This is a genomic window from Pedobacter sp. AC190, assembly GCF_979258025.1.
Genome location: NZ_OZ409824.1, coordinates 2,358,861 through 2,377,602 on the forward strand (window position 1 = coordinate 2,358,861; position 18,742 = coordinate 2,377,602).

The 18,742-nt window shown below is 34.9% G+C and carries 22 protein-coding genes; 13 read left to right on the plus strand and 9 right to left on the minus strand.

Annotation, left to right across the window (positions count from 1 at the left end; genetic code table 11):
- Window positions 1-35: 35 nt before the first annotated feature.
- On the minus strand, window positions 36-875 hold the full coding sequence (ypfJ, locus tag ACZZZI_RS10385; protein WP_424056806.1) for a KPN_02809 family neutral zinc metallopeptidase: 840 nt from the start codon (window positions 873-875) through the stop codon (window positions 36-38).
- Between the two features lie 132 nt (window positions 876-1,007).
- Here ypfJ and ACZZZI_RS10390 point away from each other — a divergent pair, with 132 nt between their 5' ends.
- Both ACZZZI_RS10390 and ACZZZI_RS10395 read left to right on the plus strand, forming a co-directional pair.
- Entirely contained in the window at window positions 1,008-1,763 is a 756-nt protein-coding gene (locus ACZZZI_RS10390) for a DUF6597 domain-containing transcriptional factor (RefSeq protein WP_463489367.1), read from the plus strand.
- Window positions 1,764-1,772: 9 nt separating this feature from the next.
- Window positions 1,773-2,933, plus strand: a complete 1,161-nt coding sequence (locus ACZZZI_RS10395) for an FAD-dependent oxidoreductase (RefSeq protein WP_463489368.1) — start codon at window positions 1,773-1,775, stop codon at window positions 2,931-2,933.
- An 80-nt stretch (window positions 2,934-3,013) separates the two neighbouring features.
- Here ACZZZI_RS10395 and gltX read toward each other — a convergent pair whose 3' ends face one another.
- Window positions 3,014-4,522 carry a glutamate--tRNA ligase gene (gene gltX, locus ACZZZI_RS10400; protein ID WP_463489369.1) on the minus strand — a complete coding sequence of 503 codons (1,509 nt, stop codon included), beginning with the start codon at window positions 4,520-4,522 and terminating at the stop codon, window positions 3,014-3,016.
- Window positions 4,523-4,747: 225 nt separating this feature from the next.
- On the opposite strand from gltX, the gene ACZZZI_RS10405 reads away from it, so the two are divergent.
- Genes ACZZZI_RS10405 through ACZZZI_RS10415 form a run of 3 tightly spaced genes read left to right on the plus strand, consistent with a single transcriptional unit; the run spans window position 4,748 to window position 6,855 of the window.
- Window positions 4,748-5,953, plus strand: a complete 1,206-nt coding sequence (locus ACZZZI_RS10405) for a sensor histidine kinase (protein WP_463489370.1) — start codon at window positions 4,748-4,750, stop codon at window positions 5,951-5,953.
- Window positions 5,934-6,443 carry a DinB family protein gene (locus tag ACZZZI_RS10410; protein ID WP_463489371.1) on the plus strand — a complete coding sequence of 170 codons (510 nt, stop codon included), beginning with the start codon at window positions 5,934-5,936 and terminating at the stop codon, window positions 6,441-6,443. The genes ACZZZI_RS10405 and ACZZZI_RS10410 overlap by 20 nt, the downstream gene beginning before the upstream one ends.
- Window positions 6,433-6,855, plus strand: a complete 423-nt coding sequence (locus ACZZZI_RS10415; RefSeq protein WP_316754917.1) for a hotdog fold thioesterase — start codon at window positions 6,433-6,435, stop codon at window positions 6,853-6,855. Before ACZZZI_RS10410 ends, ACZZZI_RS10415 begins: the two co-directional genes overlap by 11 nt.
- Before the next feature lie 47 nt (window positions 6,856-6,902).
- Here ACZZZI_RS10415 and ACZZZI_RS10420 read toward each other — a convergent pair whose 3' ends face one another.
- Together ACZZZI_RS10420 and ACZZZI_RS10425 are read right to left on the minus strand one after the other, a co-directional pair.
- Complete coding sequence (locus ACZZZI_RS10420) at window positions 6,903-8,021, minus strand: serine hydrolase domain-containing protein (RefSeq protein WP_463489372.1); 1,119 nt, start codon at window positions 8,019-8,021, stop codon at window positions 6,903-6,905.
- 1 nt (window position 8,022) lies between these two features.
- On the minus strand, window positions 8,023-8,379 hold the full coding sequence (locus ACZZZI_RS10425; RefSeq protein WP_316754921.1) for a DUF6249 domain-containing protein: 357 nt from the start codon (window positions 8,377-8,379) through the stop codon (window positions 8,023-8,025).
- A gap of 150 nt (window positions 8,380-8,529) precedes the next feature.
- On the opposite strand from ACZZZI_RS10425, the gene ACZZZI_RS10430 reads away from it, so the two are divergent.
- The 4 genes from ACZZZI_RS10430 to ACZZZI_RS10445 all read left to right on the plus strand — a co-directional run bounded on the left by ACZZZI_RS10430 (window position 8,530) and on the right by ACZZZI_RS10445 (window position 10,654).
- Window positions 8,530-9,084, plus strand: coding sequence for a Crp/Fnr family transcriptional regulator (locus ACZZZI_RS10430; RefSeq protein ID WP_463489373.1), 555 nt, complete (start codon window positions 8,530-8,532; stop codon window positions 9,082-9,084).
- A gap of 67 nt (window positions 9,085-9,151) precedes the next feature.
- Window positions 9,152-9,472: a DMT family transporter gene (locus tag ACZZZI_RS10435; protein WP_463489374.1), complete on the plus strand. Its 321-nt coding sequence runs from the start codon at window positions 9,152-9,154 to the stop codon at window positions 9,470-9,472.
- A gap of 118 nt (window positions 9,473-9,590) precedes the next feature.
- Window positions 9,591-10,172 (plus strand): RNA polymerase sigma factor, encoded by a 582-nt coding sequence (locus tag ACZZZI_RS10440; RefSeq protein WP_316754927.1) that lies wholly within the window; start codon window positions 9,591-9,593, stop codon window positions 10,170-10,172.
- Window positions 10,169-10,654, plus strand: a complete 486-nt coding sequence (locus ACZZZI_RS10445) for a hypothetical protein (RefSeq protein WP_463489375.1) — start codon at window positions 10,169-10,171, stop codon at window positions 10,652-10,654. The genes ACZZZI_RS10440 and ACZZZI_RS10445 overlap by 4 nt, the downstream gene beginning before the upstream one ends.
- A gap of 58 nt (window positions 10,655-10,712) precedes the next feature.
- On the opposite strand, the gene ACZZZI_RS10450 is transcribed toward ACZZZI_RS10445, so the two are convergent.
- The 5 genes from ACZZZI_RS10450 to ACZZZI_RS10470 form a co-directional block, all read right to left on the minus strand.
- Window positions 10,713-11,237, minus strand: coding sequence for an RBBP9/YdeN family alpha/beta hydrolase (locus tag ACZZZI_RS10450; protein WP_463489376.1), 525 nt, complete (start codon window positions 11,235-11,237; stop codon window positions 10,713-10,715).
- A gap of 114 nt (window positions 11,238-11,351) precedes the next feature.
- Window positions 11,352-11,543: a cold-shock protein gene (locus ACZZZI_RS10455; RefSeq protein ID WP_010599196.1), complete on the minus strand. Its 192-nt coding sequence runs from the start codon at window positions 11,541-11,543 to the stop codon at window positions 11,352-11,354.
- Window positions 11,544-11,647: 104 nt separating this feature from the next.
- Entirely contained in the window at window positions 11,648-12,577 is a 930-nt protein-coding gene (locus ACZZZI_RS10460; protein WP_463489377.1) for a hypothetical protein, read from the minus strand.
- A 41-nt stretch (window positions 12,578-12,618) separates the two neighbouring features.
- Window positions 12,619-13,485, minus strand: a complete 867-nt coding sequence (locus ACZZZI_RS10465) for a phosphodiester glycosidase family protein (protein WP_463489378.1) — start codon at window positions 13,483-13,485, stop codon at window positions 12,619-12,621.
- 85 nt (window positions 13,486-13,570) lie between these two features.
- Window positions 13,571-14,821: an aspartyl protease family protein gene (locus ACZZZI_RS10470; protein WP_463489379.1), complete on the minus strand. Its 1,251-nt coding sequence runs from the start codon at window positions 14,819-14,821 to the stop codon at window positions 13,571-13,573.
- Window positions 14,822-14,871: 50 nt separating this feature from the next.
- Here ACZZZI_RS10470 and ACZZZI_RS10475 point away from each other — a divergent pair, with 50 nt between their 5' ends.
- The 4 genes from ACZZZI_RS10475 to ACZZZI_RS10490 all read left to right on the plus strand — a co-directional run bounded on the left by ACZZZI_RS10475 (window position 14,872) and on the right by ACZZZI_RS10490 (window position 18,703).
- Window positions 14,872-16,200, plus strand: a complete 1,329-nt coding sequence (locus tag ACZZZI_RS10475) for a D-alanyl-D-alanine carboxypeptidase/D-alanyl-D-alanine-endopeptidase (RefSeq protein ID WP_463489380.1) — start codon at window positions 14,872-14,874, stop codon at window positions 16,198-16,200.
- A 5-nt stretch (window positions 16,201-16,205) separates the two neighbouring features.
- Complete coding sequence (locus ACZZZI_RS10480; protein WP_463489381.1) at window positions 16,206-17,003, plus strand: alpha/beta hydrolase; 798 nt, start codon at window positions 16,206-16,208, stop codon at window positions 17,001-17,003.
- Between the two features lie 12 nt (window positions 17,004-17,015).
- On the plus strand, window positions 17,016-18,059 hold the full coding sequence (locus tag ACZZZI_RS10485) for an aminotransferase class I/II-fold pyridoxal phosphate-dependent enzyme (RefSeq protein WP_463489382.1): 1,044 nt from the start codon (window positions 17,016-17,018) through the stop codon (window positions 18,057-18,059).
- A 92-nt stretch (window positions 18,060-18,151) separates the two neighbouring features.
- Entirely contained in the window at window positions 18,152-18,703 is a 552-nt protein-coding gene (locus ACZZZI_RS10490) for an RNA polymerase sigma factor (RefSeq protein ID WP_463489383.1), read from the plus strand.
- Window positions 18,704-18,742 lie beyond the last annotated feature (39 nt).

An 18,742-nucleotide genomic window follows, 5' to 3' on the forward strand; every position in this document is an offset into this window, starting at 1 on the left:
AACCAAACAAAGATGTTTTGAAAATGTTTTAAAAATTATAAATTATTTGATTTAAAGGTATCGCCCTGAGAAATATCGCCAGTTTCGAAACCTTTTTTAAACCAAAACATACGTTGTTGCGAAGTTCCGTGAGTAAAAGAATCGGGTGTAACTTCCCCTGTAGCTTGCTTTTGTAATTTATCATCACCAATGGCATTTGCTGCGGTTAAGGCTTCTTCGATATCACCCTCATCTAATCTAAAATCTTTTAAATTTTGTGCGTTGTGTGCCCAAAGACCAGCAAAAAAATCGGCTTGTAATTCTAATTTAACTGATAAACGATTGTATTCAGTTTCGCTAACGCGCCCACGGGCTTGCTGCAATTTATCGGAAATACCTAAAAGATTTTGAACATGATGCCCAACTTCATGAGCAATAACATAAGCTTGAGCGAAATCGCCTGCGGCACCAAAACGGTTTTTTAACTCATCGTAAAACGTTAAATCAATATAAACTTTATGGTCGCCAGGGCAATAAAAAGGACCAACAGCCGAACTTGCACTTCCGCAAGCGGTTTGAACACCATCGCTAAAAAGAACCATTTTTGGGTGCTCATAAGTTTTACCCATAGCTTCAAATTCTTTATCCCAAACTTGCTCTGTAGATTCTAAAACACCAGAAACAAATTTTGCCTGTGCATCATTTTCTGGAACGCCCTGTTTAACTTCTGTTGTTTCCGTTTGTGGTAACTGGCTAACCAATCCAGATAAATCCTTTCCGAAAATTAAACCCAATACAATAATAATAATGCCGACTCCACCGCCTAAAGCAGTTTTGCCACCACCGCCGCCTCTGCCATCCTCAACATTATTACTTCCTTTACCGAACCACTGCATAGCTTTAATTTTTTTAAATGAATACCCTATTAGTTGAAATTGTAACACTAAAGTATAAAATATTTTTTTTATTAGTTGAGGGATATTTTTTAAGTTGAAGATTAGCTGAAAAGATTAAATTTACAATTAACAATGGACAAGGATTTGAATTTCAAACTAATCAGGCCCGATAAATCAATTTCTGATTTTGTAGAAAGCTTTTGGCTATTGCATAACCAATCAGATCAGGACAAAGATATTGTGGTTTTGCCCGATGGAAGATTGGAATTGACTTTTTCTAAATCTGAAACTGAGCCTTTTCATATTGTCCGCTCAGGGATTGAAACATTCCCTTCAAAAGTGGTTTTGAAAGCCAAAACGCTGATGTTTGCTATAAGCTTTAAATTGCTTGCAACAGAATATATTTTTCAAAATGTTGTTTCTAATTTATTGAATTACGCAGAATACATGCCCTTAAATTTTTGGGATTTTAATGAAAAGGATCTTGAAAATTTCGACGGTTTCTGCGAAAAGGCCTCAAAAAAAATACATTCACTTTTACCAAAAAATATAGATGAGCGGAAACAGAAACTTTTTGATTTAATTTATGCTTCAAAAGGCTCATTAACCGTTAAAGAGCTTTCGCAAAGTGTGTATTGGAACAGTCGGCAAATCAATCGGTATTTTAACCAGCAATACGGGATTTCGTTAAAATTATACTGCAATATTTTGCGTTTCCGTGGATCTTTGGATCATATTGCGCAGGGGCAGCTTTTTCCAGAATCACACTTTACTGACCAAAGCCATTTTATTAGGGAAATAAAAAAGTTTTCGGGTGTTGTACCTAAAGAATTATTAAAAAACAAAAACGACCGATTTATACAATTTTCAGTGCTTGATAGGGAATAATTTTGTGTTATGAAATTAGAAAACAAGCAAATTGCCATAGTTGGTGGTGGGCCAGGTGGATTAACACTTGCAAGGCTGCTACAACTAAAAGGCGCAAATGTTAAAGTTTACGAAAGAGACTTTAATAAAGATGCCCGTGTGCAAGGTTCGCCACTCGATTTGCATGAAGAATCGGGTTTGGCGGCTCTACGTAAAGGAAATTTAATAGAAGAGTTTAAAAAGAATTTTCGCCCAGGTGCGGATAAAAAAATCATAGTAAATGAAAACGCAACAATATTTTTCAGCGACCATGAAACTAAAGTAGAAGAAGACTTTGGAAACAAATATTTTCGTCCAGAGATAGATCGTGGTCCGTTAAGGCAAATGCTGTTAGAATCTTTGCAGCAAGATACCGTTGTGTGGGATAGCCATTTTATTTCCATGGAAAAACAAAATGATGGCTGGCTATTACACTTCAAAAACGGCAGATATGCCTACGCGGATTTGGTAATTGCTTCTGACGGCGCTAATTCTAAAATTCGCCCATATTTAACAGATATTAAAGCTTTTTATACAGGTATCACCATGCTTGAAATAAATATTTACAATGCCGAAAAATTAACCCCTCAAATTAATGCATTGCTAAATGGCGGTAAAGTAATGGCCTTCGGAAATTCGAAATGTTTATTGGGCGGCCAAAAAGGTAACGGCGATTTGGGTTTTTACGCCAGCTTTAAAACTGATGAAAGTTGGGCAACCAACAATGGTTTAGACTATGGAAATAAAACGCAGTTATTGAATTGGTTTAAAAGAGAGTATCCAGAATGGAGCAACGTTTGGTATGAAATATTTGAAAATATAAATGCTCCAGTTATTCCTCGGCCGATTTATTGCATGCCATTTGATCAAAATTGGAAAGCATTATCAAATTTAACCATGCTTGGTGATGCAGCACATGCAATGCCTCCATTTGCAGGAGAAGGGGCAAATATGGCTATGCTTGATGCCTTGGAGTTAAGCGAATGTTTAACGGCTGATAAACACCATACTGTGCAAGAAGCAATTTCATTTTACGAAACAGAAATGCGTAAAAGAGCAGCCGTAGCGGCTAAAGATTCGGTTGAAAACGGTGAGCGAATGCATTCAGAAACGGCCTTGCATGAAATGTTAACGATGTTTGACCAACATTAATTGGCGATCAGTTTGGAAATGTAATGGAAAGCAAAAAGCCCAGATTTTTACTTCTGGGCTTCTAAGTTTTATTCGCTACACTAACTATTAAAAACAGCTATTGCTTTTTCAATTCTTGATTTTGTTTCGGCTTCGCCAAGTAAAACAGCAATGTCAAAAACACCTGGCCCAAATTTACCACCTACTAACATAATTCTGAATGGTAACATTAATTCGCCAGGTTTAAATCCTTTTTCTTCAGCAAGTGCTTTAAAAGCAGCTTCTGCATCAGCAGCATTGTTTAAGTTTAAAGTTGAACCAAAAATGGTAAAAAAATCAGCTTTTTCTGCTGTCCATTTTGGTTTCACAGCAGCCAAATCGTATGCTGTTGGCGTAGTGAAAAAGTAAGCACTTTGTGCCACAAAATCAGGCAATAATGTACATCTATCTTTGATTAAATCGATAACTGTATTTAAGTAAGACTGATCTTTTACTTCTATTCCTGCATTTTTTAATTCCTCCGAAATAACTGTCGCCAATCGCTCTGCACTTTCTGTTTTAATCCACTCGTGGTTGTACCATTTTGCTTTTTCAAAATCGAATTTAGCACCAGCTTTACTAATTCTTTCAATAGAGAACTTTTCTTCCAGTTCGGTAAGCGAAAATATTTCTTGTTCGGTTCCATCATTCCAACCTAAAAGAGCAAGCATGTTAACAAAAGCTTCTGGCATAAAGCCCATTTCTTTAAATCCTTTGGTCACATCACCTGTTTTTGGATCAGTCCAGTTCATCGCATAAACAGGAAAACCTAAGCGGTCGCCATCACGTTTACTTAATTTTCCATGTCCATCGGGTTTTAAAATTAATGGCAAATGTGCCCATTGCGGCATATCGGTTTCCCAGCCTAAATATTTCCAAAGTAAAATATGAATTGGTGCCGATGGTAACCATTCTTCGCCACGGAAAGCATGAGTAATTTCCATGGCTTTATCATCAACTACAACGGCTAAATGATAAGTTGGCATTCCGTCAGCCTTAAGCAAAACCTTGTCATCAACAATTGCGGTTTCGAAAGATACATCGCCACGAATTAAATCGTTAAAATGTACATTTTCGTTTTCAGGAACTTTGATGCGGATAACGTGCGGTGTTTTTGCGGCTAATAAGTCTTCAACTTCACTAATGGTTAAAGTTAAAGAGTTGCGCATTTGCATACGTGTTGCTTGCCCGTATTGAAAATTAGGAATTTCCTTACGTTTAGCATCCAAATCTTCAGGCGTATCGAAAGCGTAATACGCATAACCATCGCTAATTAATTGCTCGGCAAATTTGCGATAACTTGGCTTTCTTTCGCTTTGGCGGTAAGGACCATAAGCCCCAGGCTTATTCGGACTTTCATCTGGTGTAATTCCGCACCAGTCTAAACAGTTTACAATATACTCTTCAGCACCTTCTACGAAGCGATTTTGGTCCGTATCTTCAACACGTAGAACAAAAGTTCCGTTGTGCTTTTTAGCGAACAAATAATTAAACAAGGCTGTACGTACACCGCCTAAATGCAAGCCACCAGTTGGGCTTGGTGCAAATCTTACTCTAACTTTTTTATCCATGGTTGGTTTGTTGAGCGGTAAGCGTTTGGCGTTAAACAACTAAATGTTCATCGCTATGCGCAAAACGCAAGACGATGCAAAGATATGTTTTTCATCTATTTTATATTGTTTTCATAATCAATGAGGCTATTATAATTTTAAAAGTATTTGCCGTTTGGTTTTAGGAAAAAGCATAATGGTTTTATGTTTTTTTCGTTTTGTTATTGTAATTTGGCTACCCAAAGCATGAACCCTTACGAAAAAAAACGCCGCTGGAAATTTTTCCTTCTCATTTTTGCTATCTTAATTGGCATAGCATCAGTATTTTATACAGATTCATTTGTGAAAAAGATGGAGCGAGAAGAAGCAAATCAATTTCAGCTTTGGGTTAAAATTACAGAGCGTTCTATGCTCTTGATGGATAACGAAAATCTAAGCAGCATTATCGAAACCGTGAGGCAAAACACAAAAATGCCTGTTATATTGGTTAATAAGGATGATGTAATCGTTTCTTCTACAGGATTGGATAGCACTAAAACGATGTATTCGGGTAACGATAAATTAGTTTATGATAGTTTATATTTCGTAAAACAGTTAAGGCAAATGCAGGTTCAGCATAAACCTGCTGCTATGAATATTTTTGGAGATGAGTTTAAAGCATATTATAAAGATTCGTTTATATTAACCCAACTTCGTTATTTCCCCTATATCCAAATGGGTGTAATTTTTCTTTTCCTTTTAACGGCTTATGCAGCGTTTAGTTCGGCACGGCGAGATGAACAAGATCACGTTTGGGTAGGATTGGCAAAAGAAACAGCTCACCAGCTGGGTACACCAATATCATCGTTAATGGCTTGGGTAGAGTTAATGAAATCGAAATTCGATGCTGAAGACGACCCGCTTATTGCTGAAATGGAAAATGATATTAAGCGACTTGAAATTATAACGGACAGATTTTCTAAAATTGGTTCGAAACCGATTTTGGAAGACCATGTTGTTTACATTGTTATCAGCGATTTTATTCGATATTTTAAAGTTAGAACTTCTGATAAGGTAAAGTTTAGTATTACTGGAGATGAGCAGGTGAGAGCAATGTTAAATGTGCCTTTATTTGATTGGGTTATCGAAAATCTTTTAAAAAATGCTGCCAATGCCATCGAAAATGAGGGTTCTATATCCGTAAATATTATCGAAAACCTGGCAAAAGAACAAGTTTTTATAGATGTTACCGATACTGGGAAAGGTATTCCGAGATCCAAGTTTGATGCTGTTTTCCAACCTGGTTATACCACAAGAAAACGTGGATGGGGTTTAGGTTTATCTTTAACCAAACGTATTGTAGAAAATTACCACAGTGGCGAAATCTTTGTAAAAGATTCGGAATTAGGAAAAGGAACCACTTTCAGAATTATATTAAAAAGCAGTTTAACTTATGAACCGACCACAGCCTAACGAATATCCTGCCTGGGGAGAAACTTACATTAGTAAAGTAGATAAAGATATTTTTGAAATACTTGAAGAACAGGTTTTTAGTATTCCAGTTTTATTTGAAGCAAATAAGGAGAAAGAAAACTTTGCTTATGCAGATGGGAAATGGACATTAAAAGAAATGCTTGGGCACATTATCGATTGCGAGCGTATTTTTGCCTACAGAATTACTGCGTTTGCAAGAAATGAAAAACAACATTTACCAGGTTTTGATGAGGATGATTATGTTTCGAATGCTCGTTTCAGCGAACGCAATTACGAAGATATGATTGAGGAATTTGCTGCACTCCGTAAAGCAAATTTATACTTATTTAGAAGTTTAAATGAGGAAGAGTTAAATCGGGTTGGCACAGCATCAAATAGAGAAATCAATGTAAAATCAATTCTTTTTATTGTTGCAGGTCACATTATTCATCATGTTGGAGTATTAAAAGAGCGTTATCATGTGGTTTAAAAATTTTACTATTGATGATTTAAACAGCCGTCCGAAAAATCATATTGGTGGTTTGTTGGATATAAAATTTACGGAGATTGGTGAGGATTTTATAATCGGAACCATGCCCGTAGATGAACGCACACACCAACCTGCTGGTATTTTGCATGGCGGGGCATCAGTAGTTTTAGCCGAAACATTAGGTAGCATTGCCTCTTACATGTGTATTGATCCTGATAAATATGTTGCAGTAGGTTTAGAAGTAAACGCAAACCATTTACGACCTGTAAAAAGCGGTTTGGTTACTGGTATCTGCAAGGTTATTCACCGAGGCGCAAAAACTCATATTTGGGATATAAAAATTTACGATGAAAGAGGTAAAATGAATTGCATTAGCCGTTTAACGGTTGCAGTTATTAATAAGCCCCAATAAAAAGAAGCCTGTTTTGTTTGTACAAAACAAGCTTTTTATAAATGGATTTATTTATTCTTTAACATTTCTAAAGCTAAAGCTGCAATTTCGCCTGTAATTTGTGTTGGCGAGTTACAGTCGCAATTGCTCAATCCGATAACGTAAATATCTTTAGCAGGAATATAAACGCCCATTGTTTTGAAGCCGAATACGCTACCGCCATGTTCTCTGGTCGCTATTCCGTTTATTTGTTTAACGTGCCAGCCATATCCGTAAGTAAATTCTTCTCCATTATTTAATTTGTATTTGCTGAAAGCTTTTTGTGTTTCTTTTGCATTAAGCAGGATATTCTGGTTTAACGCATTTTGCCAGTTCAACATGTCGCCCACAGTCGACATTAAAGAACCTGAAGAAAAAGGAACAGTAAAACTAATTACTGTTTTATTTACATATCCAGATTCCTTTTTGTGATAACCGTAAGCTCTTTTATTGATTACGTTTCTATCACTTGCGTAGTAAGAATGAGCCATTCCAGCTTTTTCGAAAATATAATTTTTAACAAATTGCTCATAAGTTTCTCCAGAAACCAATTCTATAATATACCCTAAAATAACATAGCCAGAATTGTTGTAGTCAAATTTTTCACCTGGTGGAAAATCGCTTGGCTCATTTTTAAAAAAATCGACCATCATTTTTGGTGTCATATCCTTTTGTGCAATGCTGTTAAGCGATTTCATTTTTGTAAAATCCCTTATTCCAGAAGTATGCGTAAGCAAATGATGAATCGTTATTTTATCGCCAGATGGATAATCGGGTATGTATTTGGAAACTAGGTCTGTTACCCTTAACTTGCCTTGCTCTTCCAGGATAAGTATCGATATGGCTGTAAACTGCTTGGTCATAGAACCTAGCTGGAAAACATTTTCAGGAGTTAAATTTACATCCAACTCTAAATTTGCCTTGCCCACAGCTTTTTGATAAACTGTTTTTCCGTTCTGTGCAACCATAAATACAGCGCCAGGGCCACTTTTATTGCTAAATGCTGTTAAAATCAAATCATCAACCTTAGCTTCAAAACTTTGCGCACAAGCTACCACAGAGTTTAACAGAACGCAAACGAAGAATAGCGAACGGGCATACATAGGTTTCAACACAAAACTTTTAAACTCTTTATATGCCACGTTCATGTTATTTATCAATTGCTTTCTTTTCGATAAGGAATGAGGTAATTAAACCTAAACCACCGAAAATACCTAAACACCCAAAGTAAACTGCAACCGCCTGACCTTCTTCGTTGTGGGTCATATTCGGGCCAAATATACTTCTTACTGTAAATAGGGCAACTAATAAGCCAATTCCAAGGCCAACTAATAATAAGCCGAATTTTAAACTTAAGTATGGTTTTGGCGCAGATTTACCGATACCAGGGTTGATACCGCGTTCGATCATTGCCATTTTTTCCTTATTCGATAAATAACGGATTCCGAACACCATTGCGAATGTGCCTAGGAAAATTGAGATTGGGACTAATATACCGCCTTCCATGATTATAATTTTTTAAAGTGTAAATATTTAAATTTTCTTTTTAGAACTTGTTCTGTGTATTATGACTACATGCTTTTTAATCAGGTTACACCCCGATAGAAAAAACTTTTTATAGCTTTATATTCTTTAAAAACCATTTTGCAAAATCAATTGAGAAATATAGAAATCTTTTCTTCGCTAAGCGATGAAGTATTGGACTTACTCTATGTTCATGTTAGTTTGGTTAATCATCAGAAAGGTGAAATCCTAATCCACGCAGAGCGAACAGAAGCATACTTTTATATCCTAGAGGAGGGGATTGCCAGGGCGTATTCTGATGGAGAAAATCAACAAATCACATTTTGGTTTGGGGAAAAAGGAGATATTCTATTCTCTTATAACAGTTATATTAACAATAAACCAGGTTACGAAAATATAGAACTATTGGAAGATTGCAGGCTTTACAAAATTAAAATTGCGGATTTGTTGGCCTTGTATTCTGTAAATATCGAACTAGCAAACTGGGGCAGAAAAATTGTAGAAGCCGAATTAATTGCAACAGAGAAAAGATTAATAGATCGTTTATTTAAAACAGCAACAGAGCGTTATCACGATTTTTCGATACAAACTCCCGAATTAATTAAGAAAGTAGCACTCAAGCACATTGCTTCCTATCTTGGTGTTACGCAGGTTACACTAAGCAGGATAAGAGCTACAATAAAATAGTTTATTATTTAACATTTGTAAAATGTAGCATCTAATCACATTCATAACTTTGCACAAACACATTTTTATGAACTGGATTATCTTAATTATAGCTGGCTTGTTCGAAGTTGGCTTTACCACATGTCTTAAATTATCTAATAACTTCTCCAATATAAAATGGAGTGTAGGTTTCTTTATTTGCATTGCGTTAAGTTTTATGTTACTAAATAAAGCGACACAAACTTTACCAATGGGTACGGCGTACGCCGTTTGGACTGGAATAGGTGCTGTAGGAACCGTAATTGTTGGTATAATTTACTTTAATGAGCCAGCCACATTTTGGCGTATATTTTTTATCTGTACTTTAATCGGGTCTATTGCAGGATTAAAATTCTTTGCATCGCATTAAGGGTTGTACGTTTTTTCTTGCAGATTAAAAAGCACAAATTAGTGCGAAAGAGCCTAAAATAATATAATTTATTTTCAGCTGTAACCTGCCTATCTTTAATGTAGTCTTATGGGTAAGTATGAAGCAAGAATTAACAGATTTAGAGCTGATTCAAAATGTATTAACTGGAGAAACCAGTCAATATGCTTTGTTGGTAAAACGCCATCAGCGATTTGTTTTTACGCTTGCTTTACGTTTTGCTAAAAACCGTGAAGATGCCGAAGAAATTGCTCAGGATTGTTTTATCAAAGCTTATAAAGCATTAGGAACATTTAAACAAACTGCTAAATTTAGCACCTGGCTGTACACAATTACTTATACAACCGCAATGACTTTTCTGCGGAAAAAACGGTTAGATACTTCATCTATAAGCGATGAAGATACTTTTTTGCAGTTAGAAAACCATACCTCGGCCTTTAATGCAAATATTTACGAACAGCAGAATAGTCATGCTTTTTTAAATGAAGCAATTACACATTTAATGCCCGATGATGCTGCCATTATAACCATGTTTTATAAAGGCGAACAAAGTTTAGAAGAAATTGGTGTTGCTTTAAATATGGAACCCAATACGATAAAAGTAAAACTGCACCGAGCCAGGCTAAGATTAAAAGAGAAATTACAATTTTTGTTAAAAGATGAAGTAAAGGAGTTACTATGAATACAATAGAACAACAACTTTGGGATTATATTGATGGAAATCTTGATGAAATCCAAAGAAAAAACATCGAAGAAAAAATAGAAAGCAATGCTGCCGTAAAATTGCTGTACGAAGAATTATTAAACTTAAATTTCGCTTTTAGCGAGATGGAGCTTGATGAACCTTCTATGTCGTTCACTAGAAATGTGATGGAAAATGTTGCGCTCGAACCTGCGCCTGTTTCATTGAAAACGAGAGTAGATACCCGTATTATTTTTAGTATTGGTGCCTTTTTTGTTATTTCGATACTGGGTCTTTTAGGTTATATACTTTATAATTCTACTTTTACAATGCCCAATTTTGGTAAATATTTTACTGCAGATTTTAATTTAGATAAATATATAACGCCAACTGCAATTTATGTTTTTATCGGTTTGGATATTATTATTGGTTTAATATTTATGGACTACGTGCTAAGAAGAAAATTGAATCATAAGGATTAACTAAATTTTTTCTCCCGCAGATTGAATTGATTATTTTATCCGTTTTACGGGATAAGAATTAAATAGACTTTAAAATTTTTAAACCATCTTTCCACTCACCATAACCAGAAGCCGCATTTATATGCCCAGCTTTACCAATATCTATAAATTCACTTCCCCATTTTTCGGCAAAAAACTCGGCTCGTTCTATCGAAATCCACTCATCGTTTGTGCTGGCTACTATTATAGTTTTAAAATCAATTTTAAATAATGGAATAGGGTCGAAGCCAATGGTTGAGAAAGTATATTGCGGTGCTTCAACATCGCTTGGCGCAACTAACATGGCACCTTTAATCTTTTGATTATACTTTTGTGCCCAATGTACAATAGCCATACAACCCAAGCTATGGCCAATTAAAACTACAGTTGATAAATCGTAACCTGAAATGGCTTTATTAATACCCTCAGTCCAATCATTACAAGAAGGTGAATCCCAATCGATTTGATTTATTCGGGTAAAATTCGAAGCTGATCTTTCGAAATAAGTTTGCCAATGTTCTGGTCCTGAGTTGCCGATTCCAGGAACAATAAAATAGTTAATCATGATAAAATTTGGGGCTTGATTTATTAATAACGAGAGTAATTCCTTTTAAATTTTACTCAATAAAAAAGGCTGCCATCGCAAGAAAGCAGCCCTCTTTGTAAATATGATAGTTAATTAAATTACTTTCACATTAACGGCGTTTAAGCCTTTTTTACCGTTAGCAACTTCGTACTGTACTTTGTCGTTTTCACGGATTTCGTCGATAAGACCTGTTGAATGAACAAAGATTTCGCTATCGCCGTTTGCAGGGATGATAAAACCAAAACCTTTAGTTACATTGAAGAATTTTACTGTGCCTTCTTGCATTGTATTAAATATTAAAATTAAGAACGCAAGGTAAGTTTTAATTTTTAAAATCAAAATAATTTTTAACATTTTTTTAACGTTAAAAATTTGTAAAGGACAGATTACTAAGGCTTTTTAATTGCTTTACCAACAACGCCAATCGAAATTTGACTATTATGGGCGATTCCTAAAGTTGTTCCTGGCATTACATTAAAAAGATTTCTAATGTATATATCTGCAATTCCCTGTACTACTTTAATTTTCTGATCTGTATCTTCAGGCATAATGCCGCTGATACTTTTTACATGGATATTTCCTTGAAAATCGACAATTGCGGTAAACTTATAAGCAAAATCTCTGTACGCTCTATCTATATCAATTCTATATTCAGGAAATATGTAATTATAAGATGCTGTCCGTCCAGATAATTTATCGCCAGGTATTTCTATTTTTTTTACCTTAACAACTTTGCTTTTTGGGATAAAAACCACGGGTTCTGTTGCTGCAAAACTGCTGTCGCTGCTGGCATTAACTACATCAGAACGTTTAAGAATAAATGAAGTATCTGCTTTGGTTGGTTTCTGTAATTTATCGGCTGTGGTTTTAAGTTTATTCTTAATATAGGTCTGAGCATAAAAAGTCATATTCACATCCGAACGGAAATCTTGGGCAATAATTTTATTGTTAACCTGTACACGTTGAAAAACCAAACTATCTTTACTAATGTGTTTTACCTTAAACCACTCTTCTGCAAAATTGTAAAGGTTTCCGTGGTCGAATTGGAGGTAGAAATTTTGCATTCTATTTTTTTGAGGGCTCCAGGCGCTCATGGTATCTTCCTTTACAACCTCAATTATCCACGATGGCTTTTGCATAAAACCTTCGGGATTAAAAGAAATGCCATTACTAAACCTTCGCTTAACCTCTGTATATTTTATGCCCTTAACTGGCTCAAATCTAAAATCACGTAATTCGGGATTGGTTGTTTTATTACCAGATTTGCAAGCAGAAAATAAAGCCAATAAAAAAAGGAGGTAGCAAAAATTTTTAATCATATCTATATAACGCAACAAGCACAATTTTCGACTAAAATAATTTATTTTTTCTTAACGAGAATTACGTTAGCTACTTTTCGTTGCCCTTCATGATCCCATTTTTTATTATCCGTTGGATAATTGATTACGCCCTGATCGGCAAAACCATTAATCCAAAGTGTTGTAGATCCGCCGCCATCAAAATTAATAGCGCTTGTGCAACCTAACCAACTCATAATTTTAGTCAGCTCAGGTAAACTCGCACCTGCCGAATTATCATTACGACCATCTATTGCAAGTAAAATAACGCTGCCATTTGGTTTTATCCCCAAACACGTTCTTGGATGTCTCAATCTATTAAAATCGGTTGTGTCTAAATCTTCTTTAATGCCATTTAAAAAAAGTAAAGGGCCGTTTAGCATTATATTTTGTTCGGTTAATTTCGTTTCCCAGTCATTTGTTTGATCCCATTTTTTTATGGATATTTTTCCATGCTCGATAACTACGGCTGCCTGTTGGTGCCTGGCTCGCTGATTATTTTTCTCTAAACGATTTTCGTTAATTATTTTACCGTTTAGGCGAACAAAATCTACAGAACCTCCATTTTTAACATCAAAGAAATTTCCATTAATTGCGGCAATTGCGGTATCTCTCAATCCGAAGTTACTTGTTGTAATGAGTTCTTTTTCTTCGGCACCAATGGCAAAAACAGCTTTTCTACCTGTGTTTTTAACTTCTATAAAAGAGATGTTTTCATTTGCAGCAAAGAGATTTTTATTGTTAAAATGATGTTTGAAAAGTTTAACTTGTTTAGCAACCCGCGTTTTTAGCCATTTAGTTTTTACAAAGGTTACAGAGTCTGAATTTTGGGCAAAGCCAGAAATTGACAAGCTAATAAATAAGAACGCCAACATTAAATTTTTGAACATAGATCTCAGTTTTATGGAATAGCAAATTTAAATGCTCGCAAACTGACAATTGGGTTGTAACCTGAAAATTACGTAATGTTTTTTGTTAAATCCGACGTTCCAGATGAATTACCCTAAAGAAGGTTTTATTATCGCGATAAATTTCTAAAATTACACTTTTCGTTGAATTCGATTTGAAAAGTTCTGATAATTCATTTAAAGAATAGACATCAATAGGCCTGAAGTTAACGCCTATAATTTCGTCATCAGGGCACAATCCCGATTTTTCTGCTGGCGAATTTTCATCAATTTCTCCTATTAAAAATCTTTTGTACTCCTGCTGATCTAAATAAACTACCATTCCGACCATATCGTGCTCAAAAGGATTTTTGAAATAGCTGTTGGGTCTTACATAGATAAACCCTTCCCGATAATTGAATTGAATATTAAATCTGCGCAATAATTCTGCTCCCAAATTTCCGTTTCGGTTCTTTAAATCTACTTTTTGGGATATTACAGCATAATCTGGAAAACCCGAAATAACGTCATTAAATTCGAAATGACCGATAGAAAACTCTTTTATACGCCCTAAAAAACCTTTAATCTGTCCACTTAGACTCATGCCCAAGTTTGCTTTAATTTTAGTATAGGGTAGCGGAAACTTATCACCGTTATACATTTCCATCGATAAAGCATGGCTTGCTCCAGTATCCATTAAAAATTTTGCGCTTATTTTTCCGCTATCTGGTACTTCAACCTCGGCGTAAACATAAGGCTTAAGGTTTTCTATAACGATGGGTATTTTATTACCCTTGTATTTTATGGGGATATCTGGATTGCTAAAAATAATGCGGTTTTCTGAATATCGAACATCAACAATAAAACTATTGAAAAAACTATAACCGATTAGGCCGTAAATTTTTGTGCCCAAATGACCAGAGAGGTTAAAAAGATCTTCTTTTAGAATGGCCGTTGGTACATGGTCCATTTGTGCTCTGTTTATTCTTGCGGTAATGTTTTGCGAAACAAAAGCCTCAACAGTTTCTATTCCTAATCCTGTAACTTTAATTTTTCGCATTTTAGCAAAGTCCAGAGAATCTATAATAGAAGGCTCCGTAATAATCATCGGGCCTACGCCAGTATCTAAAAGAAAATCGTAAGGCCCTTTGTTGTTGATGTAAATGGGGATAATAATTAAATTCTTTATTGATTTGAAATGTATTGATTGTCTTTTTTGGCGATCGAGAAACTGAAAATCCTGAGAAAAGGCTGAGGTAAAAAAGCACAAAGTAATGCCCACGCAAATAACTAATCTGCGAAACACGGAACGCATATCAAACTTATATTTGGTTAACATTTAATTAAATTTAATGATTTAGTTTGTATAATTACCAATAACTTTAAAAGATGATTTATCACAGATTATTAAACTTTTTTTTATGTGCCATAATACTATCTATCAGTATGTTATTTGGCTGTTCAGCAGATAAATTAGTGGCAAATAAAGTTTCTAAAGAATTTAGAAAATCTGCTATAATTAAACAGTATCAGGTTGGTTTTGCGCTTTATAATCTGGGCGATAAGAAAATGATTTTTGAGCAAGATGCAGATAAGCAGTTTACACCAGCATCTAATACAAAGTTATTTACTTTTTATGCAGCACTGAAAATGATCCCAGAATCAATGCCTGCACTTCGTTACGTAGAAAGGAATGATTCATTAATTTTTTGGGGAACTGGCGACCCGTCTTTTCTCCAATCAGAATTAAAAGATAAATCAGCTTATAATTTTCTCCTATCTACTAACAAAAAATTATTTTTTGCACCTGGACGTTACACGGGTAATTTTTTTGGCAGCGGTTGGGCCTGGGATGATTACAACGACTATTATCAGGCAGAAATTAACGAATTGCCTTTGTTAGATAATACTGTTTGGGTAAGAGGAAATCAAACGGGGGGATTTTCTATCATACCTAAAAATTTTACATCGTGTTTTGTTAAGGATGCAAAAACAACTACGGGTGATTTTTTTGTCAAACGTAAATTTAACACAAACGAATTCGATTATAATGCCGTAAACGTAAAGGCAAACTATGTTCAGCAAATTCCATTTAAGTTAAGTAACGAAACCACTTTAAGTTTATTAGCTGATACACTGCATAAATCTGTAGAGATCATCGAGATGAAGATGCCCGCTGATGCCAAAACACTCTCAGGCGCAAACCGCGATTCGGTTTTAAAGGCCATGCTTTTACCCAGCGATAACTTCATTGCAGAACAACTGCTGCTTGTTTGCGGCGATAAGTTAAGCGATACACTAAATACTAATAAGACGATTGAGTATGTTTTGAAAAATTATTTAGCTGATTTACCAGAAAAGCCTCGATGGGTTGACGGTTCAGGTTTATCAAGAATGAATTTATTTTCGCCAAAAGATATGATTATGGTTTTAAACCTGATCTACGGCGAAGTAAATGATCAGGCAAAATTATTCAACATGCTTCCAGCAGGAGGTAAGAGCGGAACTTTAAAAAACGCTTATCCAAAAACAAATGAGCCTTTTGTTTTCGGAAAAACTGGCTCGCTAACAGGCGTTCATAATCAAAGTGGTTTTGTGGTTACAAAAAAAGGAAAGGTTTATACTTATTCCTTTATGAATAACAATTTCGTAAACCCTACAACGGCAGTAAGAAATGAAATGGTTAGAATTATAACCTACATACACGATAATTTTTAATTGAAATGAAAGTTTTTTTAATTGCGATAGCCATCTTTTTTTCGGTAAATGTTTATGGGCAGAAACAAATTGTTTTTAACTCTAAAAATTTGCCTCAGCCAGATACAACTTGGGTTTTTATTCCGAAAAAGCTTGATAAGAAAGTAAAGGTTCCAGCTGTAATACTTTTACATGGTTTCGGTGGAAATTATAAACAATGGAACAATATTATGGATGCTCAAAAATATGCTGATGAGTATGGTTATATATTAATTTGTCCAGATGGTTTGGTTAAATCCTGGTATTTAAACAGTCCTGCAAAAGCAGATTGGCAATATGAAAACTTCTTTTTCGATGAACTAATGCCAAAAATTAAAACCGATTTTCCAATTGACACCTCAAATTTATTTATAACAGGTTTAAGCATGGGTGGCCATGGAGCGCTTTGGTTGTTTTTAAAGCATACTGAAGCGTTTAGAGGCGCAGGGAGTACCAGTGGAGGCATAAATTTAAGAGATGCCATTGGTAAATTTGGTGTTCCCGAGCTTTTGGGAAATCCAGAAAAAGATAGCGAAATTTGGTTGAAATATTCGGTAATTCAAAATATTGATAAGCTTGCAGGCAGTAAGAAGGAGATTATTTTTGATTGTGGCTCAGGCGATTTTTTTTATGATTCGAACAATGAAATGAAGAAGAAATGCGATAGTTTAAAAATCAACGCAACTTACATTTCACAACCAGGTTCGCATAATTCTGCTTACTGGAAAAAATCTATAAAACAGCAATTCGAATTTTTCTCTAAACAAGTTTCTCAAAATCAATAACATCATATTTTGATGGATAATAAATTTAAATCGATTACACAACCATTTTCTAATACCATTAATGTCGATGGGAAGGATTATTTATATTTTGGCGGTACAGCTTATCTAGGGATTCCTCAAAATCAAGAATTTATCGATTTGTATATTGATGGGATTAAAAAATTTGGCTTAAATAATGGGACGAGCAGAAGCAACAATATTCAGTTGGGTATTTACGGCGAAGCCGAGAAAGAAGCCGCAAAAAGATTTTTAGCCGAAGATGCGTTGATTACCTCGAGTGGGTATTTAGCCGCACAGCTTACTGTTAAAACATTATCAGCACTTGGAAAGGTAATCTACGCCCCGTCCACTCATCCTGCACTTTGGCAAAATCATCAACCAGATGCGTTATCTCAGTCATTTAGCGAATGGAAAGTTAAAACCATTGAAACAATAAACGCAGCTCCTCAGTCTAACTGGGTTTTGATCAGTAACTCGATGAATAATCTTTTACCTGAAATTTACGATTTCGATTTTTTAGAGGAGGTTTTACCTGATAAGAATATATTGCTCATCGTTGACGACTCACATGGGATTGGTGTAAACAACCATGGACTTGGCGCATTTAGCCAATTGCCCAAACTCAAAAATGTGGAGAATGTAGTTGTTTCATCCATGGCAAAAGCATTAGGCATCGATGCTGGCCTTGTTTTGGGATCAAAAGAAATCATTAAAAAGCTTAAATTGTCAAACACTTTCGTAGGTGCTTCACCTCCTTCGGCGGCAGGTCTTTATGCCTTTATATATGCAAGAGATATTTATCAAAAAGCCTGGGAAAATCTTCAAAAAAATATTGTTCATTTTAACGATGCTATAAATTTAACCTGGAAATTTGAACAAGGCTTTCCAGCCTACCTGATTAATTATCCAAACTTAGCCGAGGATCTTTTAAAACATCAAATTTTAATTTCCTCTTTTCCTTATCCAGCCCCAACTGATAAACCTTTAAATCGTATTGTGCTTTCAAGTTGGCATACTGATGCAGATATTAAAACGCTAATTTTAGCCTTGAAATAAGTTTATCGCTCAAAAAAATTAATGTTAATCAAATAAATAAAATTAACACTATATTTATTTCCAGCTAACATTAACCAAGTAGTTTTGAGCCATTGTCAGATTATATCCAAAATATAAGGCAGGGAAACCATACATCTTTCGAAATAGTTTTTAAACTATGGCATAAAAAAGTGTATGGCTATTTTTTAAAAAAAACAGCTTCTGATGATTTAGCTGAAGAACTTACACAGCTTGCTTTTATTAAGCTTTGGCGATTCAAACATACGTTAACCGAAGACTTTCCTTTAGATGTGCAATTGTTTAAAATTGCTAAAACTACATTGCTAGATTATTTTAAAAAACTAGCAAATGATGAACGAAACCTAAAAATTTATAGCGCAGATTTGACTTATAAAATAGCTGAACAAAGTCTTCAGTTTGATATCAATAAACAATTAGAAGTTGTTTTAAATTGCTTACCACCTACCCGAAAACAAGTTTTCGTTTTAAACCGTGTTCATGGATATTCTTACAAAGAAATTGCAGAAAAACTTTCCATCTCTCCAAGAACGGTAGAAAAACACATTTCTTTGGCCATTAAGCAACTTAATGGCTATGCCTATTTGCCTATATTTATCTTTCTGCTAGATTTATTAGCTAAATAAAAAAAATATTTCAATCCCGTTACGGGTTATTCTTAAATC

Coding starts and splice junctions, on each gene's coding strand:
- ypfJ (WP_424056806.1), bottom strand. CDS start 875: ATGCAGTGGTTCGGTAAAGGAAGTAATAATGTTGAGGATGGCAGAGGC.
- ACZZZI_RS10390 (WP_463489367.1), top strand. CDS start 1,008: ATGGACAAGGATTTGAATTTCAAACTAATCAGGCCCGATAAATCAATT.
- ACZZZI_RS10395 (WP_463489368.1), top strand. CDS start 1,773: ATGAAATTAGAAAACAAGCAAATTGCCATAGTTGGTGGTGGGCCAGGT.
- gltX (WP_463489369.1), bottom strand. CDS start 4,522: ATGGATAAAAAAGTTAGAGTAAGATTTGCACCAAGCCCAACTGGTGGC.
- ACZZZI_RS10405 (WP_463489370.1), top strand. CDS start 4,748: ATGAACCCTTACGAAAAAAAACGCCGCTGGAAATTTTTCCTTCTCATT.
- ACZZZI_RS10410 (WP_463489371.1), top strand. CDS start 5,934: ATGAACCGACCACAGCCTAACGAATATCCTGCCTGGGGAGAAACTTAC.
- ACZZZI_RS10415 (WP_316754917.1), top strand. CDS start 6,433: ATGTGGTTTAAAAATTTTACTATTGATGATTTAAACAGCCGTCCGAAA.
- ACZZZI_RS10420 (WP_463489372.1), bottom strand. CDS start 8,021: ATGAACGTGGCATATAAAGAGTTTAAAAGTTTTGTGTTGAAACCTATG.
- ACZZZI_RS10425 (WP_316754921.1), bottom strand. CDS start 8,379: ATGGAAGGCGGTATATTAGTCCCAATCTCAATTTTCCTAGGCACATTC.
- ACZZZI_RS10435 (WP_463489374.1), top strand. CDS start 9,152: ATGAACTGGATTATCTTAATTATAGCTGGCTTGTTCGAAGTTGGCTTT.
- ACZZZI_RS10440 (WP_316754927.1), top strand. CDS start 9,591: ATGAAGCAAGAATTAACAGATTTAGAGCTGATTCAAAATGTATTAACT.
- ACZZZI_RS10445 (WP_463489375.1), top strand. CDS start 10,169: ATGAATACAATAGAACAACAACTTTGGGATTATATTGATGGAAATCTT.
- ACZZZI_RS10450 (WP_463489376.1), bottom strand. CDS start 11,237: ATGATTAACTATTTTATTGTTCCTGGAATCGGCAACTCAGGACCAGAA.
- ACZZZI_RS10455 (WP_010599196.1), bottom strand. CDS start 11,543: ATGCAAGAAGGCACAGTAAAATTCTTCAATGTAACTAAAGGTTTTGGT.
- ACZZZI_RS10460 (WP_463489377.1), bottom strand. CDS start 12,577: ATGATTAAAAATTTTTGCTACCTCCTTTTTTTATTGGCTTTATTTTCT.
- ACZZZI_RS10465 (WP_463489378.1), bottom strand. CDS start 13,485: ATGTTCAAAAATTTAATGTTGGCGTTCTTATTTATTAGCTTGTCAATT.
- ACZZZI_RS10470 (WP_463489379.1), bottom strand. CDS start 14,821: ATGTTAACCAAATATAAGTTTGATATGCGTTCCGTGTTTCGCAGATTA.
- ACZZZI_RS10475 (WP_463489380.1), top strand. CDS start 14,872: ATGATTTATCACAGATTATTAAACTTTTTTTTATGTGCCATAATACTA.
- ACZZZI_RS10480 (WP_463489381.1), top strand. CDS start 16,206: ATGAAAGTTTTTTTAATTGCGATAGCCATCTTTTTTTCGGTAAATGTT.
- ACZZZI_RS10485 (WP_463489382.1), top strand. CDS start 17,016: ATGGATAATAAATTTAAATCGATTACACAACCATTTTCTAATACCATT.